This window comes from Arthrobacter sp. NEB 688 (assembly GCF_013201035.1).
Classification (GTDB): domain Bacteria; phylum Actinomycetota; class Actinomycetes; order Actinomycetales; family Dermatophilaceae; genus Phycicoccus.
On the sequence record NZ_CP053707.1, the window covers coordinates 878,607 to 900,818 of the forward strand.

Genomic DNA, 22,212 nt, shown 5'->3' on the forward strand with positions numbered 1-22,212 from the left:
CGTGGCCCGTGACCGCCACCCCGCCGCGCCGCTCCCCGCCCGTCTCCTGACGGCGCTCGGGGGGCGGCGCGGCGCACGTGCGCCCGCGGCCGCGGGGGGTGTCGCGGCGCTCGCGCCGGTCGTCGCGCTGCTCGCGCTGCCCGTCGGGGTGGCCGCCCTGCGCCAGGCGGCCTGCGCGGCGACGGGGTGGGAGGGCCGCACGCCGGTCTGGCGGCAGTGCGCCTCGCCGCTGCTCGCGGGGACGGGGGAGGCCGACCTGCCGCTGCTGCGCCGGCTCGCGACCGGCTTCCTCGAGGCGGCCGCGCCGGGGGTCGGGCTGGCGCAGCAGCGCTGGGTGCTCGTCCTGTGGACGGTGGCCGCCGCGCTGCTGCTCGCCGCGCTCGTCGTCCTCGTCGGGACGGCGCGCCGCCACCCCCTCGCCGACCCCCTGCCGCTCGCGCTCTCGCCGGTGCTCGCCCTCGCGGTGCTCACCTCCGTCGACCTCGTGCCCGTCACGTGCTCGGTCCTCGCCGTCTGGCTGTGGAGCCGGGAGCGGGAGGTCGCGGCCGGGGCGCTCGCCGGGGTGGCGGTCCTCGGCGGGCCGCTCGCCCTCGTGCCGCTCCTCGGGATGGTGCTCGTCGACCGGCGGCCGGCGGCGCGGCGGCGCCTGCTCGCGGCGGCGGGGGTGGCCGTGCTGCTCGTGGTCGGGCCGGCCGCGGCGCTGGAGCCGGGGCTGCTCGGGCGGCCCGTGGCCGCCTGGTGGGCCGGCGGGGCGGGCGCGGGCTCGTCCTGGTTCGTCCCCTCGCTGGTCGACCGGCCGCTCGCCGGCCCGGTCGTCGCCGGGCTCGCCCTCCTCGGGATGCTGCTCGCGGCCGTCCTCGCGGTGCTCCTCCTGCGGCACCGGGCGCGCCCGCCGGTCGCCGACGTCGTCGTGCTCGCGCTCGTCGTCGCCCTCGTCACCGCGCCCGCGCTGCCGGCCTCCGCCGGGCTGTGGCTGCTGCCCTTCCTCGCGCTCGCCGGGGTGCCGTGGCGCGACCAGCTCCTCTGGGCCGGCGCCGAGGTCGCGCACGCCGTCGCCCTCTTCGCGTGGACGGCCGCGGCCGCCGACCCGGGCCTCGGCCTGCCCGCCGGCTGGTACGCCACCGCCCTCGCCCTGCGGCTCGTCGCGCTCGGCCGCCTGGGTTGGGTCGTGTGGGCCCGCGCCGCCTGGGGCGTCGGCCCGGCCGGCCCTCCCCGCGCGGATTGGGACGCCGGGCCCCGGCCCGGTAGGCTGGAGCGGTTGCCCGCCGGGCACCCTGTGGACGAACCACGGGGGGCTGTGGGCGACACCGCATACCCTCCTGTCACGGAAAGACCGTGACCGCCTGAGACCGAAGGAGGCGGGTTAGCACATGCGTCAGTACGAACTCATGGTCATCCTCGACCCGGAGCTCGACGACCGGACCATCCAGCCGTCGCTGGAGAAGCTCCTCAAGGTCGTCACCACCGATGGTGGCTCGATCGACACCGTCGACGTCTGGGGCCGGCGCCGCCTGGCCTACGAGATCAAGAAGAAGGCCGAGGGCATCTACGCCGTCGTCAACTTCACGTCCGAGCCGGCGACGGCCAAGGAGCTGGACCGTCAGCTCGGCCTCAACGAGACGGTCATGCGGACGAAGCTCCTGCGCCCCGGCGCCTGAGCACCTCGTCCCCGGACCACGACCAACCCCCGAAGGGACGCCCGTCATGGCAGGCGACACCGTCATCACGATCATCGGCAACCTCACCGCCGACCCCGAGCTCCGCTTCACCCCCTCGGGTGCCGCGGTCGCCAACTTCACCGTCGCGTCCACCCCCCGCGCGTTCGACCGTCAGTCGAACGAGTGGAAGGACGGCGAGACCCTCTTCATGCGCTGCTCGATCTGGCGTGACGCGGCCGAGAACGTGGCCGAGTCGCTCCACCGCGGCACGCGCGTCGTCGTGACGGGCCGGCTGAAGTCGCGCTCGTACGACACCAAGGAGGGCGAGAAGCGCACCGTCATGGAGCTCGAGGTCGACGAGGTCGGCCCCTCGCTCCGATACGCCTCCGCCAAGGTCACCAAGGCCGAGCGCGGCTCGGGCGGCGGCGGCTTCGGCGGCCAGCAGGGCGGCGGCGGCTTCGGCGGCCAGCAGAACGACCCGTGGGCCACCGGTGGCTCCGCTCCCCAGCAGGGTGGCGGCGGCCAGCAGGGCGGCGGCTGGGGCGGTGGCCAGCAGGCCCCGCAGCAGCAGCAGCAGCCCCAGCAGGGTGGTCAGCAGGGCGGCGGCTGGGGCCAGGCGCCGAGCTACGACGAGCCTCCCTTCTGACCGACTCCGGGCACCACGCCCGCTGACGGTCGACACGACACAGACAGACACCATCCCCGGGTGACCGGGGCTCATCCGCCGGTTCCGGCCGGCAGAAGGAGAGCACCACGATGGCCAAGCCCGCCATTCGCAAGCCGAAGAAGAAGGCCAACCCGCTCAAGGCGGCGAAGGTCGAGAACATCGACTACAAGGACGTCGCGCTCCTGCGCAAGTTCATCTCCGACCGCGGCAAGATCCGCGCGCGGCGCGTGACCGGCGTCTCCGTCCAGGAGCAGCGCCTCATCGCCAACGCGGTGAAGAACGCGCGCGAGATGGCGCTCCTGCCGTACTCGAGCTCGTCCCGCTGACCCGCCGAAGGAGCCAGACACATGAAGGTCATCCTCACCCACGAGGTCACCGGCCTCGGTACCGCCGGTGACGTCGTCGACGTCAAGGACGGGTACGCCCGCAACTTCCTCTTCAAGCGTGGTCTCGCGACCGCGTGGACCAAGGGCGGTCAGAAGCAGGTCGACTCCATCGCCAAGGGTCGTGCGACCCGCGAGGTGAAGTCCCTCGAGGAGGCGAAGTCCATCAAGGGCAACCTCGAGGCCAACGCCGTCACCGTCACCGCGCACGCCGGCACCGGGGGCCGCCTCTTCGGCGCCGTCTCCACCGCCGACATCGCCGAGGCCGTCCAGGCCGCCGGCGGGCCGTCGCTCGACCGTCGCCGCATCGAGGTCCCGACCCCGATCAAGACGACCGGCACGCACACGGCGCTCGTCCGCCTCCACCCGGAGGTCCAGGCGACCGTCTCCCTCGAGGTCGTCGCCGGCTGACGCCGACACCTCGCGAGCACGCAGGGCCCCGGACCGGATCGGTCCGGGGCCCTCGTGCATCCCCCGCTCTTCTCCGCGCGATCTGCGCTGCTGCGCGTGCGACCGCACCCGGACCCGCGCAGGTCGCCCGGAGAAGCGGCGGGACGGGCCGGCCTTCCGGACGCGGACGAGTCGGGCGGGTGTGGGACCGGGGGGCCGCCGGAGGGGTGCGGGGGTGGTGTCGGGGGTGGGCCGTAGGTTGTGCGGCATGGCCGGGACGAGCACACGACGCGCGAAGGGCGCCGGCGCCTTCCGCTGCTCCGAGTGCGGCTGGCAGACGGCCAAGTGGGTCGGCCGCTGCGGGGAGTGCCAGGCGTGGGGGAGCGTCGCCGAGGTCGGCGCCGTGACCGTGCGCACGACCGCCGCGAGCACCGTCGCGCGCCCCGCGACCCCCATCGGCGAGGTCGACGTCAGCCATGCCGTCGCCCGCCCGACCGGCGTGCCCGAGTTCGACCGCGTGCTCGGCGGCGGCCTCGTCCCCGGCGCCGTCGTGCTCGTCGCGGGGGAGCCCGGGATCGGCAAGTCCACGCTCCTGCTCGACGTCGCGGGGCGCGCCGCCCGCTCGGGCGAGCACGGCGACCGGACGGTCCTCTACGTCAGCGGCGAGGAGTCGGCCGCGCAGGTGCGCGCCCGCGCCGAGCGCATCGAGGCGATGGCCCGCACGCTCTACCTCGCGAGCGAGACCGACCTCGCGACCGTCCTCGGCCAGGTCGAGCAGGTGCAGCCCGAGCTGCTCGTCGTCGACTCGGTGCAGACGATCTCCAGCGGGGAGGTCGAGGGGTCGGCCGGCAACGTCGCGCAGGTGCGCGAGGTCGCGGCCTCCCTCATCCAGGCGGCCAAGGCGCGGGGCATCGCGGTGCTGCTCGTCGGGCACGTGACCAAGGACGGCTCGATCGCCGGCCCGCGCGTCCTCGAGCACCTCGTCGACGTCGTCGTGCAGTTCGAGGGCGACCGGCACTCACGGCTGCGGCTGGTCCGGGCGGTCAAGAACCGCTACGGCCCGACCGACGAGGTCGGCTGCTTCGACCTCTCCGACGTCGGCATCGTCGGCCTCGCCGACCCGAGCGGGCTCTTCCTCTCCGGGCGCACGGCGGCCGTCCCCGGCACCTGCGTCACCGTGACGCTCGAGGGGCGCCGGCCCCTCGTCACCGAGGTGCAGGCCCTCGTCACGCAGTCGGCGCTGGCCACCCCGCGCCGCGCGACGAGCGGCCTCGACACCGCCCGCGTCAACATGGTGCTCGCCGTCCTCGACAAGCGGGCCCAGGCCCCGATCGGCGGCAGCGACGCCTACCTCTCGACCGTCGGCGGGGTGCGGCTCACCGAGCCCGCCGCCGACCTCGCCATCACCCTCGCGCTCGCCGGGGCCATCACCGACCGCCCGCTGCCGCCCGGCACCGTCGCGTTCGGCGAGGTCGGGCTGGCCGGCGAGGTCCGCCCGGTCACCGGCGCCCACCGTCGGCTGGCCGAGGCCGCCCGGCTGGGGTTCACCCGAGCGGTCGTCCCGAGCGGCGTGCTCGGGGCGGGGCCGGTGCCCGAGGGGCTGTCGGTGCTCGAGGTCGGGACGGTCGCCGAGGCCGTCGGGCGGGCGCTGCACGACGTCCCGGTGCGCTGAGCGCGGGCGCACCCCGGACGGGCGCTGCGAGCTCCCGCAGATCGAGACCGCGCCGTGACCACCCGGCGGATAGGATCCAGCGGGACCCCGCCCCGTGGGCCCCGAGCACGACGCAGGCGCACGCCGACACCAGCACGCACGCAGCAGGAGGAGCACGGATGGCCGGGTCACCGACCGACGACGAGCTGCTGCGCGTCACCCTCGGCGCCGTCGCGCCCGGCACCGAGCTGCGCGACGGCCTCGAGCGCATCCTGCGCGGTCGCACCGGCGCGCTCATCGTCCTCGGCCACGACCGGGTCGTCGAGCAGATCGCGACCGGCGGCTTCCCCCTCGACATCGAGTTCTCGGCGACCCGCCTGCGCGAGCTGGCGAAGATGGACGGCGCCGTCGTCGTCGACCGCGACGTCACCCGCATCCTCCACGCCGCGACCCAGCTGCTGCCCGACGCCGGCATCGAGACGAGCGAGTCCGGCACGCGCCACCGCACCGCCGAGCGCGTCGCCAAGCAGACCGGCTTCCCCGTGGTCTCGGTCAGCCAGTCGATGCGCATCGTCCAGCTCTACATCGCCGGTCGGCGCATCGTCCTCGAGGACTCCAGCGCCATCCTGTCGCGCGCCAACCAGGCCCTGCAGACCCTCGAGCGCTACAAGTCGCGCCTCGACGAGGTCACCGGGACCCTGTCGGCGCTCGAGATCGAGGACCTCGTGACGGTCCGCGACGTCGCCAACGTCCTCCAGCGCCTCGAGATGGTCCGGCGGATCAAGGACGAGATCGCCGAGTACGTCGTCCAGCTCGGCACCGACGGCCGCCTCCTCAGCCTCCAGCTCGAGGAGCTGACCGGGGGCCTGTCGGACGACCTCGGGCTCGTCATCCGCGACTACCTCCACGAGGCCAAGGCGGGGTTCACGCTCGAGGAGGCGGTCGCCAACCTCACGGCGATCGACTCCACCGAGCTCCTCGACCCCTCCGGCGGCGCCAAGGCGATGGGCTTCACCGTCGTCGGCGACGCGCTCGACTCCTCGGTCAGCCCGCTCGGCCACCGGCTCCTGTCGAAGGTGCCGCGCCTGCCGGGCGCGATCGTCGACCGTCTCGTCCTGCACTTCGGCTCGCTGCAGAAGCTCCTCGCGGCGAACATCGACGACCTCATGGACGTCGACGGCGTCGGCGAGGGTCGGGCGCGCCTGGTCCGCGAGGGCCTCTCGCGCCTCGCCGAGACGAGCATCCTCGAGCGCTACGTCTGACGTGGCCCCGGCGCCGGACCGCGAGGTCCTCCACCGCCGCGTGCTCGCCTGGTTCGACGAGCACGCCCGCCCGCTCGCGTGGCGCGAGGCGTCGACCACCCCGTGGGGCGTCCACGTCTCCGAGGTGATGGCGCAGCAGACGCCCGTCGCGCGCGTCGAGCCGGTCTGGCGCGAGTGGATGGAGCGCTGGCCGACCCCGGCCGCGCTCGCCGCCGCGAGCCCCGGCGACGTCGTGCGGGCGTGGGGACGTCTCGGCTACCCCCGGCGCGCCCTGCGGCTGCGCGACGCCGCGGTGGCCGTCGTCGAGCGGCACGGCGGCGAGCTGCCCGCCGACGAGGAGTCGCTGCGGGCGCTGCCGGGCGTCGGGGCGTACACGGCGGCGGCGGTGGCGGCCTTCGGGTTCGGGCGGCGCTCGGTCGTCGTCGACACCAACGTGCGCCGGGTCCTGGCCCGCGCCGTCGAGGGCCGGGCGCTCGCCTCGCCCTCGCTCACCGCGGCCGAGCAGCGGCTCGCGGCATCCCTCGTGCCGGACGACGCGGCGACCGCGGCCCGGTGGAACGTCGGGGTGATGGAGCTCGGGGCGCTCGTCTGCCGGGCCCGCGGCCCGGAGTGCGGCCGGTGCCCGCTCGAGGACGTCTGCGCCTGGGTCGCGGCCGGCAGCCCGCCGGACGACGGCCCGGCCCGGCGTGGCCAGGCGTGGGAGGGCACCGACCGGCAGGTGCGCGGGGCCCTCGTCCAGGTGCTGCGCGAGAGCGCCGACGCCGTCCCCCGTGACGTCCTCGAGGCGGCCGTGCTCGAGCGCCTGGCCCGGACCGACCCGGGTGCGCTCGGGCAGGTCGACCGCTGCCTCGGCTCGCTCGTCGAGGACGGTCTCGTCGAGCCGCACGGCCCGGACGGCTACCGCCTCCCGGCCTGACGCCCGAGGGACGAGCGCACGAGCGCACGGCGGGCAGCATCCCGGACGGGACCGGGGCCGACCGGCGGCCGGGGGCCCTCACACCCCCGGCCGCCGACGCCTCAGGGCAGGTAGTAGTTCGGGTTCGGGACCTTGAAGGTGCGGTCGGCGTGGCCGCCCTTGAGGTCGCTGTACTGGTCGCCGAGGTTGGCGACGATGTCGTACCCGAGCGACTCGATGTGCGCGCGGGTGGCGGACTTGTAGTGGATGGTCGTGCACTTGCCGCCGGGGTCGCCGGCGCAGGCCTGCTGGAGGTAGTCGGGGTAGGCCGAGACGTCGGGCTTGGTGAACAGGCCGTCCTCGCCGTCGACCAGCGTCGTCGGGGCGGGGTAGCCGGCGTCGACGCCGACGCCGTCGGAGGTGAGGTTGCCGAGGGTCGCGGCCTCCTGCGAGGAGGGGCGCCCGGTGAGGAAGAAGACGGCGTACCCGTCGCGCGCGGCCTTCGTCACGAGGTCGACCATGCCCGGGGTCGCCGGGAAGCGCTGGCCGGTGACGTACTCGCCGTTCGTCGTCGGGTTGTACGCCCAGTTGCTCGCGACCTCGTAGTTCCAGGTCGTGAGCGTCGTGTCGTCGACGTCGAGGACGATGGCCTTGCGGCCCCGCGGGTGGTGGCGGTCCTCGCCGCGCTCGTGGCCCCGCGCCGAGAGCCAGCGGCCGGCGTCCCGGGCGACCGAGGTGGCCTCGCGGACGTAGTTCGACCCCTCCCCGAAGGTCCCGGTGCCCAGCGGGTCGCCGTAGTAGTTGCGGATCTGCTGGCGCAGGACGTCGATGTTCGTCACCTGGTCGGCGGAGCGCGGGGTGAAGGTCTTGATGGCGGGCTCGGGGGTCGTGGCGGCGTACGCGACACCGCCCCCGACGAGGGCGGAGCAGACGAGCGCCGTGGCGGCGAGGCCGCGGCGGGAGAGCGAACGGTTCGGCATGGGAGGTCCTCTCGGTGGTGACCGGACGCCGGGACGCTAGACCCGCACCCGGGCCGACGGGGCGCGCGTGACGGCGCAGCGCCGAGCGGGGCTCAGCGGCCTCTCAGACCCCACCCTCCCGGGGGCGGCGTCCGGGGAGCGTGCGTAGGGTGTCCGGGTGCTCCCCGCCCCCACGACCCGCCCCGGGCGCCTCGTGACGAGCCTCGTCGCGGCCGCCTGCCTCGTCGGCGGCTGCTCCGCCGGCGGCGGGGACGCGCCGTCGGGAGCCCTGCTCGCCCCCGCTCCGGAGGCCGCGGCCGTGCCCGGCGGCTCGGGGGAGGGTGCCGGCGCCGAGCCGACCACCGGGAGCCCGCAGGACGCCGCGCTCGCCCGCTCCCTCCTCGCGCAGCAGGCGCAGGCGGTCGTCCTCGTCGACACCGTCCGCGAGGTCGACAGCCCCGCCGTCGCCGCGTTCGTCCGGGAGGTCCGCGCCGAGCGGCTGCCCGAGCTCGAGCAGACCGCCGGGTGGCTGGAGGCCCGTGGCGAGGACGTGCCGGCGGAGGCCGAGGACCCGCGGGAGGTCGCCCACGACGGCCCGGAGACTGCGGCGGCCCTCGTCTCGGGCACCCAGGTCGAGCAGCTCGCCCTCGCGCGCGGCTCGGACGCGGACCGCCTGCTGCTCGGCCTGCTCATGACCCACCACGAGAAGGCGCTCGCGCTCCTCGAGGGCCGCGAGCCCTCGGCCGACCCCGAGCTCGAGACCATCCTCGACGGCATCGCCACGACGCGCGAGGAGCAGCTGCAGCGCATCGAGGACCTCTTCGTCACCCTGACCGACTGACGGCCACCCCGTGGGTCCGTCCGCGGAGCCCCCGGCACGACGGACGGCCCGCCCCCGGGTGGGGACGGGCCGTCGTCGTGGCCTGGTGGGCCTCAGTGGTGGTGGTGACCGCCGCCCTTGCCGGTGTAGACCGGCTGCGACTGCGGGTTGAGCTCCTTCAGGCGGACCTTGGCGGCCTGCTTGAGGTTCTTGTCCTTGAGCTCGAGGACGTCGAAGCCCTTCTGGATGTCGGAGCTGTAGACGTACCCGTTGTAGTAGTACGCCGACCAGGTGCCACCGGTGTTCTCCGGCGACAGCGGGCCGCGCTCGAACCAGCCGAGCTCACGCGGGTGCTCGGCGTCGGTGAAGTCCCACAGCGAGACCCCACCCTGGTACCAGGACTGGACCATGACGTCGCGGCCGTTGACCGGGACGATCGAGCCGTTGTGCGCGACGCAGTTCTCGGAGTCGTACTGGTTGCGCGGGATCTTGTAGTACGAGGCGAACGTCAGCTCGTTCTTCTTCGAGAGCGAGTAGATCGCGTTCGCGCCGCGGGTCGGGCCGACCTCGTCGTTGCAGGTCGCCGCGCCGCCGCCGCCGAGCTCGTCGGTGAAGACGACCTTGGTGCCGGCCTGGTTGAACGTCGCCGAGTGCCAGAACGCGAAGTTCTCGGTGTCGGTGACCCGCTCGATGACCTTCGGCTTCTCCGGGTTCCTGATGTCCATGATGATGCCGTCGCCCATGCACGCCCCGGCCGCGATCTTCTTCGCGGGGTACGCCGTGATGTCGTGGCAGCCGGTCGTCGCCGAGTACGAGTTGCCGGCGGGGTTGGTGCCGCCGGGGTTGCCGCCGTCGGGGAAGAGGTTCGGGGCGGCGATGACCGCGGCCGTCGCCGGCTTCTTCTTCGGGACCTTGACGATGGAGATCGCGTCGTGCGGCGGCTGGCAGTCGGGGTACTCCGCGCGGGGCGAGTAGCTCGAGACGTAGACGTAGTCGGCGTCCTTGCCGGGCACGAGGGTGTTGGTGTGCGAGCCGCACGCGGTCTCGACGGCCGCGACGTACTTCGGGGCGCGGGGGTTGCTGACGTCGAAGACCTTGATGCCCTCCCACGAGGACTTGACGGTCGCCGACTGCGCGACCGAGCTGCACGAGGAGTCGCTACGCGAGCTGTCGGTCGAGAGGTAGAGCAGGTCGCCCGAGACCGAGACGTCGTTCTGCGAGCCCGGGCAGTTGACCTGGGCGAGCGTGCGCGGCCTCTTCGGGTTCGAGATGTCGTAGATGATGAAGCCCTGGTAGTTGCCGACGTAGGCCCGGTCTCCCTGGAAGGCCATGTCGGTGCCGAACTGCCCGGTGAACGGACCGGTGTGCGGGACGTTGGCCAGGTGCTCGATGTTCTTCGAGTGCCCGATCTGCTCGGGCTGCAGGTCCAGGCCTCCCAGCCCGACCCCGTCGCCCGCGGCGGCGGCGCCGACGCCCCCGGTGAGGGCCAGCACCCCTCCTGCGGCGATGACGCCGAGGCGTCGTAGTGCTCCCATGCGGTGTCCTCCTCGTCGTGGGGTGCCCGACACGTTCCCTCCGTGCGCGCCCCTGGCGGTGTGGAACGGCCCACGATGACGGGGTACCGGCGGGTAGTGGGCAAAGTCCGGGTCAAAAAATGACAGGTCGACGGGTGTGCGCCGCCAACTGGTCACGTCCGTCGTCCCCGCCTACAGTGGCGCGATGCCGAGCCGACACCCCTCCCGTGCGCGCCGGGCGGCGGTGCGCGCCGCGGCCGCCCCCGTCCTCCTCGCCGCGACGCTGCTCGCCGGCTGCAGCGGCGGCGACGCGACCCCCGCGGTCACCGCGTCCCCCGGCGAGGTGCCGGTGCTCCAGCCGGGGAGGCCCGGGGAGCCGAACACGACGCTGACCGGGCCGGCCGCGACGCCCGTCGTCACGACGAGCGCGACCCCGGCCGACACCCGGTTCATGCAGGACATGGTCGTCCACCACGCGCAGGCCATCGTCCTCGTCGAGACCGCGACGGCAGCCCTGACCGACCGGCAGGTCGCGAGCATCGCCTCGCGCATCCGCGACGAGCAGAAGCCCGAGATCGACGCGATGGCCTCGTGGCTGCGCCAGCGCGGGCAGGACGTCCCGCCGCAGGCCGCGAACCCCCGCATCCAGGACCACTCGGCGCACCGGGGGATGCCCGGGATGGCCTCCGAGGCCGACCTCGCCGCGCTCGGCGCCGCCCGGGGGGTCGAGGCCGACCGGCTCTTCCTGCAGCTGATGGTCCGCCACCACGAGGGCGCGCTCGAGATGGTCGGGCAGCACGCGCGCTCGGCCGGCGACCCGCGCGTCGAGGAGCTGGCGGCCGACATCAACGTCACGCAGGCCAAGCAGGTCGACCAGATGACGGGGATGCTCGCGCGACTGCGCTGAGGTGTCGGCCCGGCGGGGCAGGATGGCCCCATGCCCGAGGGACACACGCTGTTCGCGCTCGCCCGCGACCTCCACGCGGCCTTCGCGGGTACCCACCCGGTCGTCACGAGCCCGCAGGGGCGCTTCGAGGAGGGGGCCGCGCAGGTGTCGGGGCGCGAGCTGCTCGCGGCCACCTCGCGGGGCAAGCACCTCTTCCTCGAGTTCGAGGGTGAGCGCTGGGTGCACGTCCACCTCGGGCTGATCGGCACCCTCCGGGTCGACGGGCGTGACTGGAGCGCCGAGGTCGCCCCGGTCGGTGCCGTGCGGATGCGCCTCGCGACGCCCGAGCACCTCGCCGACCTGCGCGGCCCGAACCTCTGCGCGGTCGTCACGCCCGACGAGGTCGCGGCCGTCCTCGACCGCCTCGGGCCCGACCCGCTGCGGCCCGACGCCGACCCCGACCGTGCCTGGCGACGCATCCAGCGCTCCGGCCGCAGCGTCGCCGAGCTGCTCATGGACCAGGCCGTGCTCGCGGGGGTCGGCAACGTCTACCGCTCCGAGGTCCTCTGGCGCCACCGCCTCTCGCCGTTCACCGAGGGCCGGGCGATGAGGCCCGCGTCGTGGCGGCTCGTGTGGGAGGACCTCGTGCGCCTCATGCCGCTCGGGGTCGCGACCGGGCGGATCGTCACGGTCGAGGAGCAGGTGCTCGAGGTCGAGGCGGCGCTGGGGCGCGGCGAGCGGCCGCACCTGACCGAGCGCACCTCGGAGGTCTACCGGCGCACCGGCGAGGAGTGCCCGCGCTGCGGATCGCGCATCCGGACCCAGGTCGTCGCGGGGCGCAACCTCTTCTGGTGCGGCCGCTGCCAGCGCCGGCGCTGAGGCCGTCCTGCGCCCTCCCGCGCGGTCAGTCGAGGGCGTCGCAGACGTCCTGCGCGGTGCCGTGCCGGCCGAGGGTGAAGGTCCGGGTGCCGTCGGCCTCGAAGACGACGCGGGTCCCGCGGCCGCCGAGGACGTAGAGCCCGGTGTCCGGGTGGCTGCCGGGCGGCATCGTCGTGCCGAACGCGCCGTGGAGCGAGGTCAGCGACGCGGGGGAGCCGTCGGGGCGGTAGGCGAAGACGGCGGTGGCGCTGAGGTCGCGCACGACCGAGGCCCCGGTCGTGAGGTTGGTGTACCGCTCGACGAGGGCGCCGCGGAAGAGCTGGGTGCGGGGCGTGCCGTCGGGCCAGGTGGAGGTCGTCCGGTACTCCTCCTCGTCGCGCAGCGGGGTGATGCGGGTGTCGAAGCCGCAGGTCGAGCGCGCGGCGGGGACGACGACCTCCTCGGTGCGGTACGGGGTCCACGGCGACCCGTGGTGGTGGCCGGGTCCGGGGTGGGCGCTCGCGGCGGGGGCGGCGGCGAGACCGGCGCCGAGCAGGGCGGCCGTCCCGAGGGTGGAGGCGGTGCGACGGAGGGCGGTGGAGGTGGTGCTGCGCGTCATGGTGGCTCCCCTAACCATTTGGATGCTTTGAACGGTTAGGTACGACGGTAGCCCACGGATACGCTCTGCGGGTGGCGGAGCAGCACTGGGTCGAGGTCGACGGGCTCGTGCTGCCCCGACCCGTGGCGGGCCACCCGGCGCTCGAGCTCGTCAACACCTTCTCCGGGTGGGACGGCAGCCACGCGAGCGACTACCTCGCGACGTACGACCACCTGGCCGTGCTCGCCGGCGAGCTGGACCTCCTTCCGGCGGGCGACGTCCAGCGGCTGCGCCGGGCGGCCCACCGCCAGCCCGAGGCGGCGGCCGCGGCGCTCGAGCGGGCCTGCACCGTGCGGGCCGTCATCCGGGGCGCGGCCCTCGACCCCAGCGACGGCGAGGCGGTCGCCGCCCTGACCGTCGCCACCCGGTCCGCCGCCACCGGGGTGCAGCTCGTGCCCGGCCACCCGGCGCGCTGGCACGTCCAGGGCATCTCGCCGGACGACCTCGACCGGCCCTCCGACGCCTTCGCCTGGGCGGCCGCCGACCTCGTGACCCGGCCCGAGGTGGCGCGCGTGCGCTCCTGCCCGGGGCTCGGCTGCGGCTGGGTGTTCCTCGACACCTCCGGTCGGCGTCGGTGGTGCTCGATGCAGTGGTGCGGCAACCGGGCCAAGGTCCGCGCGCACGCCGCCCGCACCCGCACCCGCCCCTGACGACGACCCCGACCCCGCCGTCCCCCCTCGCGAGTCCCACGCGTATCGGGTGACCCGATATCCCTGCGCTTCACCCGGCAACGGTTCCGGGGTGCAGCGCGGCCGTATCGGGTGACCCGATACGCGTGGGGACGGTGGGGTCGGCAGGGGGGCGGGGGTGCGGGCGCTACGCCGTGGGCGAACGCGGAACAGGGTCGCCCGCCCGGGGCGTTGTCCACCCCGTAGACGCGCAAGCCCCGCTCTCGAGGAACGGGGACGCCACCGAGAGGCAGCGCGACTAGCATCGAGGGGACTCGACGTCAGGAGAAGCACCATGTTCGAACGGTTCACCGACCGCGCCCGGCGCGTCGTCGTGCTCGCCCAGGAGGAGGCGCGCGGTCTCAACCACAACTACATCGGGACCGAGCACATCCTCCTCGGCCTCATCCACGAGGGTGAGGGTGTCGCGAGCAAGGCCCTGGAGAGCCTCGGCATCAGCCTCGAGGCGGTTCGCGAGCAGGTGCAGGAGATCATCGGCCAGGGGCAGCAGGCCCCGACCGGTCACATCCCGTTCACGCCGCGCGCCAAGAAGGTCCTCGAGCTGAGCCTGCGCGAGGCGCTGCAGCTCGGCCACAACTACATCGGCACCGAGCACATCCTCCTCGGCCTCATCCGTGAGGGCGAGGGCGTCGCGGCCCAGGTGCTCGTCAAGCTCGGCGCCGACCTCTCGCGCGTGCGCCAGCAGGTCATCCAGCTCATCTCGGGCTACCAGGGTGGCAAGGAGGGCGCGGCCCAGGGCGCCGGCGGCACCCAGGGCGGTCCCGCCGAGGGCACCCCCGCGGGCTCCCTCGTCCTCGACCAGTTCGGCCGCAACCTCACGCAGGCCGCTCGCGAGGGCAAGCTCGACCCGGTCATCGGGCGCGAGAAGGAGATCGAGCGGGTCATGCAGGTGCTCTCCCGCCGCACCAAGAACAACCCGGTGCTCATCGGTGAGCCCGGCGTCGGCAAGACCGCGGTCGTCGAGGGCCTCGCGCAGGACATCGTCAAGGGCGAGGTGCCCGAGACGCTCAAGGACAAGCAGCTCTACACGCTCGACCTCGGCGCGCTCGTCGCCGGCAGCCGCTACCGCGGTGACTTCGAGGAGCGCTTGAAGAAGGTCCTCAAGGAGATCCGCACCCGCGGCGACATCGTCCTGTTCATCGACGAGATCCACACCCTCGTCGGTGCCGGGGCGGCCGAGGGCGCCATCGACGCGGCCTCCATCCTCAAGCCGATGCTGGCCCGCGGCGAGCTGCAGGTCATCGGCGCGACGACGCTCGACGAGTACCGCAAGCACATCGAGAAGGACGCCGCGCTCGAGCGCCGCTTCCAGCCGATCCAGGTCGCCGAGCCGACCCTCGCGCACGCCATCGAGATCCTCAAGGGCCTGCGCGACCGGTACGAGGCGCACCACCGCGTGTCCATCACCGACGGCGCGCTCGTCGCGGCGGCGAACATGGCCGACCGGTACGTCAACGACCGCTTCCTCCCGGACAAGGCGATCGACCTCATCGACGAGGCGGGCGCGCGCTTGCGCATCCGCCGGATGACGGCGCCGCCGGACCTGCGCGAGTTCGACGAGAAGATCGCCGGCGTCGTGCGCGAGAAGGAGTCGGCCATCGACGGCCAGGACTTCGAGAAGGCCGCGCGCCTGCGCGACGACGAGAAGAACCTGCGCAACGAGAAGGCCAAGCGCGAGGCCGAGTGGAAGTCCGGCGACATGGACGTCATCGCCGAGGTCGACGAGGAGCTCATCGCCGAGGTCCTCGCCGCCTCGACGGGCATCCCGGTCTTCAAGCTGACCGAGGAGGAGTCCAGCCGCCTGCTCCACATGGAGGACGAGCTGCACAAGCGCGTCGTCGGCATGGACGAGGCCATCAAGTCGCTCTCGCAGGCCATCCGCCGTACGCGGGCCGGCCTCAAGGACCCGCGTCGCCCCGGAGGCTCGTTCATCTTCGCCGGCCCGACCGGTGTGGGAAAGACGGAGCTGGCCAAGACGCTCGCGGAGTTCCTCTTCGGCGACGAGGACAGCCTCATCCAGCTCGACATGTCGGAGTACAGCGAGAAGCACACCGTCTCGCGCCTCTTCGGCTCGCCCCCCGGCTACGTCGGGTACGAGGAGGGTGGCCAGCTCACCGAGAAGGTGCGCCGCAAGCCGTTCTCCGTCGTCCTCTTCGACGAGGTCGAGAAGGCCCACCCGGAGATCTTCAACAGCCTCCTGCAGGTGCTCGAGGACGGCCGCCTCACCGACTCCCAGGGTCGGATGGTCGACTTCAAGAACACGGTCATCATCATGACGACCAACCTCGGCACCCGGGACATCTCCAAGGGCACGCTCGGCTTCTCCGCCGGTCCCGACACCCGCTCGGACTACGACCGGATGAAGGCCAAGGTCCAGGACGAGCTCAAGCAGCACTTCCGTCCCGAGTTCCTCAACCGCGTCGACGACACCATCGTCTTCCCCCAGCTGTCGCAGGCCGAGATCGTCCAGATCGTCGACCTCGAGATCGCCAAGCTGGACAAGCGGCTCAAGGACAAGGACATGGGCATCGAGCTCACCCCGGCGGCGAAGAACCTCCTCGCCACCAAGGGCTACGACCCGGTGCTCGGTGCGCGTCCGCTGCGTCGCACGATCCAGCGCGAGATCGAGGACATCCTCTCGGAGAAGATCCTCTTCAACGAGCTGAAGTCCGGCGAGATCGTCGCGGTCGACGCGACCGGCGAGACCAAGGACGACACGTTCACCTTCCAGGGCATGCCGCACACCCGGGGCATCGAGCTGCCGGTCGTCGCGGCCGAGGCCGTCGAGGGCTGAGCCGACCCCGTCCACCGAGGGCGTCCGACCACATGGTCGGGCGCCCTCGGTGTGTCCCGGCCCCCTGTCGCGCGGTCCCCTGACGCACTGCGGGCCACGGATTCCGTCGAAAACGGGGCCTCGGCCGCGAAATCCTTACCCTGTCTTTACCCCACGGGATGGAGCAATCCCCCAGACTTGGACACGCAAGGGCCTCCGGGGCTCCTTGCAGCGGCCCGCCACCACCCCTGCGGTGGCGGGCCGCACCCCTGTCCGGACGCCTCCGCCGGGGCCTGCGCCGGCGCGGCTACGCTGCCGGGATGGCCCCCTCCGACGCGCCCGCCGCCCCCCGCCCCGGGGTGCACGTCCGGCCCGCCCGGACCGCCGACGTCCGCGCCATCCGCGCCCTCGTCGCCCCGCTGGCCGAGCAGCGGGTGCTGTTGCAGAAGGAGGCCGTCGCCTACTACGAGTCGGTCGCGGACTTCGTCGTCGCCGAGACCGACGGCGCCGACGGCTCGGCGCCAAGGGTGGTCGGCTGCGGCGCGCTGCACGTGCTCTGGGAGGACCTCGGCGAGGTGCGCACCCTCGCCGTCGACGCCTCGACCCTCGGGTCGGGGGTGGGCAGCGCCCTGCTCACCCGGCTCGTCGAGCGGGCGCACGAGCTCGGGCTCTCGCGGCTGTTCTGCCTGACCTTCGAGACCGACTTCTTCGCCCGGCACGGGTTCGAGCCGATCGAGGGGCAGGCGGTCGAGCCGGCCGTCTACGCCGAGCTGCTGCGCTCCTACGACGAGGGCGTCGCGGAGTTCCTCGACCTCGAGCGGGTCAAGCCGAACACGCTCGGCAACACCCGGATGCTCCGAGTCCTCTGAGCCCGGCGCGCCCTCGCGCCCTCAGCCCGCCGCCGGCTCGAGGAGCTCCGGCCCGTCCGCGGCGACGGGAGCCGGGCGTCGGGCGGAGCGCCGCCGCACGAGGGCGCGCACGCCGAGCGCCGTCCCCACGAGCAGGAGCAGGGCCAGCACGGGCAGGCCGAGACCCAGGGGCAGCAGCCACCCGGACCGGCCGGTGACCTCGTCGGCGAGCGCCCGCGCCCGCGGCAGCTCGCCGGCGGCGAGCCGGTGCTCCGCGCCCCGCTCGGTGGCGTCGACCGCCAGCACGAGCGCGCCGAGCGCGCTGAAGGGGTCGCGCTCGGCCCGCACCACGCGCCGGGCGGCGCCCACGGCGTCGAGGGTCCGGGCGGTCTCCGGCAGGCGGGCGGCGACGGCCCGGTAGTGCGCCTCCTCGAAGGCGCCCTGGTACCGGTCGCGCACCGACTCCGGCACGGGCAGCCCGGCCCGTCGGGCGGCGTCCTGCACGGTCCGCGCGGCGCGCCCGAGCGGCGCGACCTCGGCCCGGACGCCCGCGGCCCGCTCGAAGTCCCAGGTCGACATCGCGGTGCGCAGGCCCTCCGGCGGCAGCCAGTCGCCGTCGGCGGCGTCGAGGGTCTCGTAGGCGGCGAGCGCGGCCCGCCGGGCCGGCAGCTGGCGGCGCTGGGCCGTCGTGAGCACCCAGTGCTCGAAGACGTCCGGGGCGTCCTCGATGCCGCCGCGGATCTCGAGGAGGTCGAGCCAGTCGGTGGTCGTCGTCCGGCCGGCGCTGCCGGTGAGGACCCCGCGCGGGTCGTAGGCGCGCTCGCCCCGGATGCCGGCGGCGACGAGCGCGGCGAACTCCTCGTCCGGCAGGTCCCCGAGGAGGTCCTTCATCACCCGGTAGGAGGCCGGGTAGGCGTAGGCGTCGACGGGCTCGCTGCGCCCGCCGAGGTCCTCCCACGACTGGAGCGCGACGGCGTCCTTCGCGGACCGCGAGACCTTCCGGTGGGGCCGCACCGTGCCCTTCGTGGCCCGGACCGCCCGCTCGGCCGTGATCTGGGCGAGGCCCTCGGAGAGCCAGCGCTCGACGAACCGCTCGTCCTGGAACCAGGCGTGCGACAGCTCGTGGAAGACGAGGTCCGGGTCGAGCTGCTCGCCGACGACGATCTCGTCCTCGGCCAGGTCGAACCAGCCGTCGTAGCCCTGGACGAGCGGCGAGGAGTCCTCCCGGACGGTCTTGAGGCCGCCGGGCCACCGGGTGCCGGTGAGCCGCTCGAGCATCGGGATGCCACGCGTCACGGTGCGCTCGGCGAACGCGGTCCAGCGCGCGTCGTCCGGGAAGGACGAGAGCGTGAGGGGCAGGTCGCCGACGCGGATGTCGCGCTCGGTGGCCGCGTCCGGGTCGCGCAGGGAGACGACCGCCCAGAGGCCCGGGCCGCCGTCGGTCACGTCCGACAGGGTGTGGGTGGCGCGACCGCCGGAGGTCCCGGACGAGAAGTCGTCGCTCGTGCTCGAGAAGTCGTAGCCCGTGGGGGTGCGCACGGTCAGCCGCGCCGAGCCGGGGTCGCCCGGCCCCGAGACGACGAACGAGGCGTAGCCGCGCCCGACGCGGGTCGGGTCCTTCGAGCGGTGGGCCGCGCCGCGCACGTCGAAGGTGAGCTCGAGGGTCCGCTGCCGACGGTAGAGGAGGTCGGGGAAGGAGATCTCGACGAGGTCGGTGCCGGGGTCCTTCGTCGAGGACCTCGAGGTCCCCAGCGTGGCGCCGCGGCTCGTCGCCCGCAGGTTCGTCGCCCCGGACGGGACGGGCACCGAGATGCGGTTGAAGAAGTAGTAGACGTAGCTCCCGCCGCCGGTGTCGCGGTTCGGCGTGACGTTCGTGAGGTCGACGACCATCCGGGCGCTCGCCGCACGGTCGGTCACGGTGTAGGTCGTGTCCCCGGCGACCGTCACCCCGCCGTCGGCCCCGGCCGCGCCGGCCGAGCCGACGAGGCCGGCCACGAGGAGGGCGGCGACGGTGGCGACGCGCAGGCCGTGCAGTGGTGCGGACGTCATGCGTTCCCCCGGGTGACGATGCGCCCTGCTCCCGGGCGCGCGGCACGATGCTAGGTCCGACCGGTGCGCCGACGCACGGCTTTCGGGGGCATCCGGGCCGGTCAGCCGCCCGGGGAGGGGTCCATCGCGTGGTCCGGGGTGCGGTCGGGCCCGGCACCGGCGTGGCGAGCGGCGGCCGGGCGGTGCCGCACCGCGGCGACGACGACCGCGGCGACGCCGACGAGCACGACGAGGGCGAGCAGCAGGAGGCCGACCCCGAGCGGCAGCGCCCAGCCGGCCCGCTCGGTGCTCTCTCGGGCGAGGGCGGAGGCGCGGTCGACCGACCCGTCGGCCAGGGCGGCCCGGGCGCGGTCGGCGCGCTCCTGCACCCCGAGCAGGCGCGCGCCGGTGGCGGCGAGGGCGTTGCGCTCGCGGGCGGCGGTGTCCCGCGCGGCGCCGACGTCCTCGATGGCCCGTGCCGTCGCCGGCAGCGAGGTGGCCAGGTCGCGGTAGTCGTCGTCGAGGGCGGCCTGCTCGTAGGAGTCGCGGACCCCGGCGGGCACGGCGAGGCCGGTGCGGGAGGCGGCGCGCTGGACGGCCGTCACCGAGGCACCGAGCGGGGCGACGGCTGCGCGCACGTCACGGGCCCGCTCGAAGTCCCAGACGGTCATCGCGTCGCGCAGCCCCTCCGGCGGCACCCAGTCACCGTCGGCGCGGTCGAGGGCGCGGTAGGCCGTGCGCTCGCGCTCGCGGGGGGCCAGGAGGGCGCGCTGCTCCTTGGTCAGCACCCACGTCGACATCACCGAGGCGGCGTTCTTCGCCCCGGCGCGGTCCTCGACGAGGTCCAGCCAGTCCTGCCACGACGTGCGCCCGCCGCTCGGGGTGACCAGGCCCGGGGGGTCGTAGGCGCGCTCGCCGCGCACGGCGGCCCCGACGGCCGCGGCGAACCGCGCGTCCGAGGTGTCCGCGAGCAGCGTGTGCATCACGTGGTACGACGCGGGGTAGGCGTACGCGTCGACGTCGGCGGACCGGCTGCCGGCGTCGCCCGTCCAGCCGTTGAGCGGCCGGGCGTCGCGGTCCGAGCGGCTGACGTCGTCGTGCTGCCGCGGGGTGCCGCCGGTCCGCTCGACGGCGCGCTCGGCGACGGCCTGGGCCAGCCCCTCGTAGAGCCAGCGCTGCTCGAGGGTGTCGCCGGAGACCCAGGCGTGGGTCAGCTCGTGGAAGATCAGGTCGTCGTCGAGCTGCTCGCCGACGACGATCTCGTCGCCGGTCGGGTCGAACCAGCCGTCGTAGCCGCGCAGCGACGGCGAGGCGTCCTCGCGGATGCGCTGCAGCCCCCCGGGCCACGGGTCGTCGACGAGCCGCTCGAGCACCGGCAGGCCCTTCTCGACGCGGTCGGCGACGAAGGTCGACCACTGCTCGTCGTCGGGGAAGGCCGACAGGGTGAGCGAGAGGTCGCCGACCTCGACGGTGCGCTCCGTGACCTGCGCGGCGTCGCGCAGCGAGACCGCGGCCCAGAGGCCGCCGTCGAACGTGTTCTCGGTCGCGGTGTACGTGCTCGTGCCGCCGGAGCGCGCGGTGTCGAAGTCGTCGACGGTGCTGGAGAACGACATCGCCGACGGGGCGACGACCTCGACCCGGTTGTGCCCCTCGTCGCCGGGGCCGTACGCGACGAAGGTGGCGTACCCGGGCCCCACCCGCGTGCTGTTCTGCGAGCGCGGCGGCGCCCCGGGCACGTCGAAGCCGAGGACGATGCGCCGTGTCCTGTCGTAGCGCAGGTCCGGGAAGGCGATGCGCACCGTCTGGGTGCTCGGGTCGTCGGTGCCGGCGGTGGAGACCGCCAGGTCCCGACCCCCGCTCGTCGCGCGGACGTTCGTCGCGCCGGCCGGCACGGGGACCGAGTAGGCGTCGAAGAAGTAGGCGTACACCCCGCCGTCGGCCGCGGTGTCGCGGCTCGTGTTGCGCAGGTCGAGGGTCATCGTCGCGCGCACGACGTCGGCGCCGGCGTCGAGTCGGTAGCGGCTGACCGCCGAGACGGCGAGCCCCTCCTCGGCCGCCACGGCGGCGCCGGTCGGCGTCGTGACGACCAGCGCGAGCGCCACGAGGGCGGTCGCGAGCGAGCCGGCCACGGCGCGGCGCAGCGTGCCCGTCCCCGGTGTCTCCGTCGTCGCCGGGCGAGCACGGCGCGCCTCGCGCCGTGCTCGCTCGTCGGCGGGTGGCACGGCCACCGCCCTCCGGTCCTCGCTCAGCTGGCCTTCTTCTCCGACTTCTTCTCCGCCTTCTTGGCGGTCTTCTTCGCGGGCGCGGCCTTCTTCGTGGCGGCCTTCTTCGCGCTCGACGTCGTGGCGCTCTTCTTCGCGGTCGTCTTCTTCGTCGCGCTCTTCGGGGTCGGGGCCGACGGCGCCTCCCCGCGGGAGGCCTTGGCCCGCTCGACCGAGCGCGACAGGGCGGCGAGCAGGTCGACGACCTCGCCGGACTCCTCCTCCTCGGGGGCCGTGGCCCGCACCTCCCCGCCCTCGACCTTGGCCCGGACGAGCTCCTTGACCGCGAGCGCGTAGTCGTCCTCGTACTCGCCGGGGTCGTAGTCGCCCGCCAGCTGGTCGATGAGCATCTTCGCCATGTCCATCTCCTGGCTCGTGGCGTGCTGCTCGTCGACGGCGGCGAAGTCGGCCGCTCGGACCTCGTCGGGCCAGAGCATCGTCTGCATGACGATGACCCCGTCGCGGACCCGGAGCATCGCCATCGTCATCCGGGTGCGGATCGAGACGGTGACGATGGCGACCCGCTGTTCGCTCTCGAGCGCGTCGCGCAGGAGGACGTAGGGCTTCGTGGCGGACTTGTCGGGCTCGAGGTAGTAGCTCTTGTCGAGCCACATCGGGTCGATCTGGTCGGCGGGGACGAACTTCGTCACCCCGATCTCCTTGCTCGAGCGCGAGGGGAGGTCGGCGAAGTCGTCGTCGGTGAGCACGACCATGTCGCCGTCCTCGGTCTCGTAGCCCTTGGCGATGTCGTCGTAGCTCACCTCCTCGCCGTCGATCGAGCAGAAGCGGCGGTAGCGGATGCGCCCGCCGTCCTCGCGGTGGACCTGCCGGAACTGCACGTCGTGGTTCTCGGTCGCCGAGTAGAGCCGCACCGGCACGTTGACCAGCCCGAAGGAGACCGCGCCCTTCCAGATCGCGCGCATCGTCGGTCCCGTCCTCTCGTCGCTCGCCCCGGGGGTCCCCCGGGACCTCGACCCAGCGTAGGGCGGTCGGCGGCGGGCGGGGAGACCCC

At 74.3% G+C, this 22,212-nt stretch carries 20 protein-coding genes; 14 read left to right on the forward strand and 6 right to left on the reverse strand.

Going from position 1 to position 22,212, the window contains the following annotated elements; genetic code table 11:
• Position 1: 1 nt before the first annotated feature.
• The 8 genes from HL663_RS04185 to HL663_RS04220 all read left to right on the forward strand — a co-directional run bounded on the left by HL663_RS04185 (position 2) and on the right by HL663_RS04220 (position 6,927).
• Positions 2-1,339, forward strand: coding sequence for a glycosyltransferase family protein (locus tag HL663_RS04185; protein ID WP_173027193.1), 1,338 nt, complete (start codon positions 2-4; stop codon positions 1,337-1,339).
• Between the two features lie 31 nt (positions 1,340-1,370).
• Positions 1,371-1,658, forward strand: a complete 288-nt coding sequence (gene rpsF / locus HL663_RS04190) for a 30S ribosomal protein S6 (protein ID WP_030526143.1) — start codon at positions 1,371-1,373, stop codon at positions 1,656-1,658.
• A 46-nt stretch (positions 1,659-1,704) separates the two neighbouring features.
• A complete protein-coding gene (locus tag HL663_RS04195) occupies positions 1,705-2,304 on the forward strand; it encodes a single-stranded DNA-binding protein (protein ID WP_173027194.1) in 600 nt (199 codons plus the stop codon).
• Positions 2,305-2,414: 110 nt separating this feature from the next.
• Positions 2,415-2,651, forward strand: coding sequence for a 30S ribosomal protein S18 (gene rpsR, locus HL663_RS04200; protein WP_030526145.1), 237 nt, complete (start codon positions 2,415-2,417; stop codon positions 2,649-2,651).
• 21 nt (positions 2,652-2,672) lie between these two features.
• On the forward strand, positions 2,673-3,119 hold the full coding sequence (rplI, locus tag HL663_RS04205; protein ID WP_030526146.1) for a 50S ribosomal protein L9: 447 nt from the start codon (positions 2,673-2,675) through the stop codon (positions 3,117-3,119).
• Positions 3,120-3,366: 247 nt separating this feature from the next.
• Positions 3,367-4,770, forward strand: a complete 1,404-nt coding sequence (gene radA, locus HL663_RS04210; protein ID WP_173027195.1) for a DNA repair protein RadA — start codon at positions 3,367-3,369, stop codon at positions 4,768-4,770.
• A 158-nt stretch (positions 4,771-4,928) separates the two neighbouring features.
• The gene (gene disA / locus HL663_RS04215) at positions 4,929-6,011 is read left to right on the forward strand and encodes a DNA integrity scanning diadenylate cyclase DisA (protein ID WP_173027196.1); all 1,083 of its coding nucleotides are present in this window, start codon (positions 4,929-4,931) and stop codon (positions 6,009-6,011) included.
• Position 6,012: 1 nt separating this feature from the next.
• Complete coding sequence (locus HL663_RS04220; RefSeq protein WP_286175922.1) at positions 6,013-6,927, forward strand: HhH-GPD family protein; 915 nt, start codon at positions 6,013-6,015, stop codon at positions 6,925-6,927.
• 101 nt (positions 6,928-7,028) lie between these two features.
• Here HL663_RS04220 and HL663_RS04225 read toward each other — a convergent pair whose 3' ends face one another.
• Positions 7,029-7,886 (reverse strand): HAD family acid phosphatase, encoded by an 858-nt coding sequence (locus tag HL663_RS04225; protein WP_173027197.1) that lies wholly within the window; start codon positions 7,884-7,886, stop codon positions 7,029-7,031.
• A gap of 157 nt (positions 7,887-8,043) precedes the next feature.
• On the opposite strand from HL663_RS04225, the gene HL663_RS04230 reads away from it, so the two are divergent.
• On the forward strand, positions 8,044-8,706 hold the full coding sequence (locus HL663_RS04230; protein ID WP_173027198.1) for a DUF305 domain-containing protein: 663 nt from the start codon (positions 8,044-8,046) through the stop codon (positions 8,704-8,706).
• Between the two features lie 92 nt (positions 8,707-8,798).
• Here HL663_RS04230 and HL663_RS04235 read toward each other — a convergent pair whose 3' ends face one another.
• The gene (locus HL663_RS04235; RefSeq protein ID WP_173027199.1) at positions 8,799-10,220 is read right to left on the reverse strand and encodes an LVIVD repeat-containing protein; all 1,422 of its coding nucleotides are present in this window, start codon (positions 10,218-10,220) and stop codon (positions 8,799-8,801) included.
• 184 nt (positions 10,221-10,404) lie between these two features.
• Between HL663_RS04235 and HL663_RS04240 the strand changes: the two genes are divergently transcribed.
• A complete protein-coding gene (locus tag HL663_RS04240) occupies positions 10,405-11,106 on the forward strand; it encodes a DUF305 domain-containing protein (protein WP_173027200.1) in 702 nt (233 codons plus the stop codon).
• A gap of 30 nt (positions 11,107-11,136) precedes the next feature.
• Positions 11,137-11,964 (forward strand): Fpg/Nei family DNA glycosylase, encoded by an 828-nt coding sequence (locus HL663_RS04245; protein WP_173027201.1) that lies wholly within the window; start codon positions 11,137-11,139, stop codon positions 11,962-11,964.
• A gap of 25 nt (positions 11,965-11,989) precedes the next feature.
• Here HL663_RS04245 and HL663_RS04250 read toward each other — a convergent pair whose 3' ends face one another.
• Positions 11,990-12,562, reverse strand: coding sequence for a hypothetical protein (locus tag HL663_RS04250; RefSeq protein ID WP_173027202.1), 573 nt, complete (start codon positions 12,560-12,562; stop codon positions 11,990-11,992).
• 71 nt (positions 12,563-12,633) lie between these two features.
• Here HL663_RS04250 and HL663_RS04255 point away from each other — a divergent pair, with 71 nt between their 5' ends.
• The 3 genes from HL663_RS04255 to HL663_RS04265 all read left to right on the forward strand — a co-directional run bounded on the left by HL663_RS04255 (position 12,634) and on the right by HL663_RS04265 (position 16,932).
• The gene (locus tag HL663_RS04255) at positions 12,634-13,251 is read left to right on the forward strand and encodes a CGNR zinc finger domain-containing protein (protein ID WP_173027203.1); all 618 of its coding nucleotides are present in this window, start codon (positions 12,634-12,636) and stop codon (positions 13,249-13,251) included.
• A gap of 313 nt (positions 13,252-13,564) precedes the next feature.
• Positions 13,565-16,084, forward strand: a complete 2,520-nt coding sequence (locus HL663_RS04260) for an ATP-dependent Clp protease ATP-binding subunit (protein WP_173027204.1) — start codon at positions 13,565-13,567, stop codon at positions 16,082-16,084.
• 299 nt (positions 16,085-16,383) lie between these two features.
• Positions 16,384-16,932 carry an amino-acid N-acetyltransferase gene (locus HL663_RS04265; protein WP_173027205.1) on the forward strand — a complete coding sequence of 183 codons (549 nt, stop codon included), beginning with the start codon at positions 16,384-16,386 and terminating at the stop codon, positions 16,930-16,932.
• Positions 16,933-16,953: 21 nt separating this feature from the next.
• Here HL663_RS04265 and HL663_RS04270 read toward each other — a convergent pair whose 3' ends face one another.
• From HL663_RS04270 to ku, 3 genes are all read right to left on the reverse strand, one after another.
• Positions 16,954-18,960: a gluzincin family metallopeptidase gene (locus HL663_RS04270; RefSeq protein WP_173027206.1), complete on the reverse strand. Its 2,007-nt coding sequence runs from the start codon at positions 18,958-18,960 to the stop codon at positions 16,954-16,956.
• Between the two features lie 101 nt (positions 18,961-19,061).
• Positions 19,062-21,167 carry a hypothetical protein gene (locus HL663_RS04275; protein ID WP_173027207.1) on the reverse strand — a complete coding sequence of 702 codons (2,106 nt, stop codon included), beginning with the start codon at positions 21,165-21,167 and terminating at the stop codon, positions 19,062-19,064.
• Positions 21,168-21,184: 17 nt separating this feature from the next.
• The gene (ku, locus tag HL663_RS04280; RefSeq protein WP_173027208.1) at positions 21,185-22,123 is read right to left on the reverse strand and encodes a non-homologous end joining protein Ku; all 939 of its coding nucleotides are present in this window, start codon (positions 22,121-22,123) and stop codon (positions 21,185-21,187) included.
• Between the last annotated feature and the right edge of the window lie 89 nt (positions 22,124-22,212).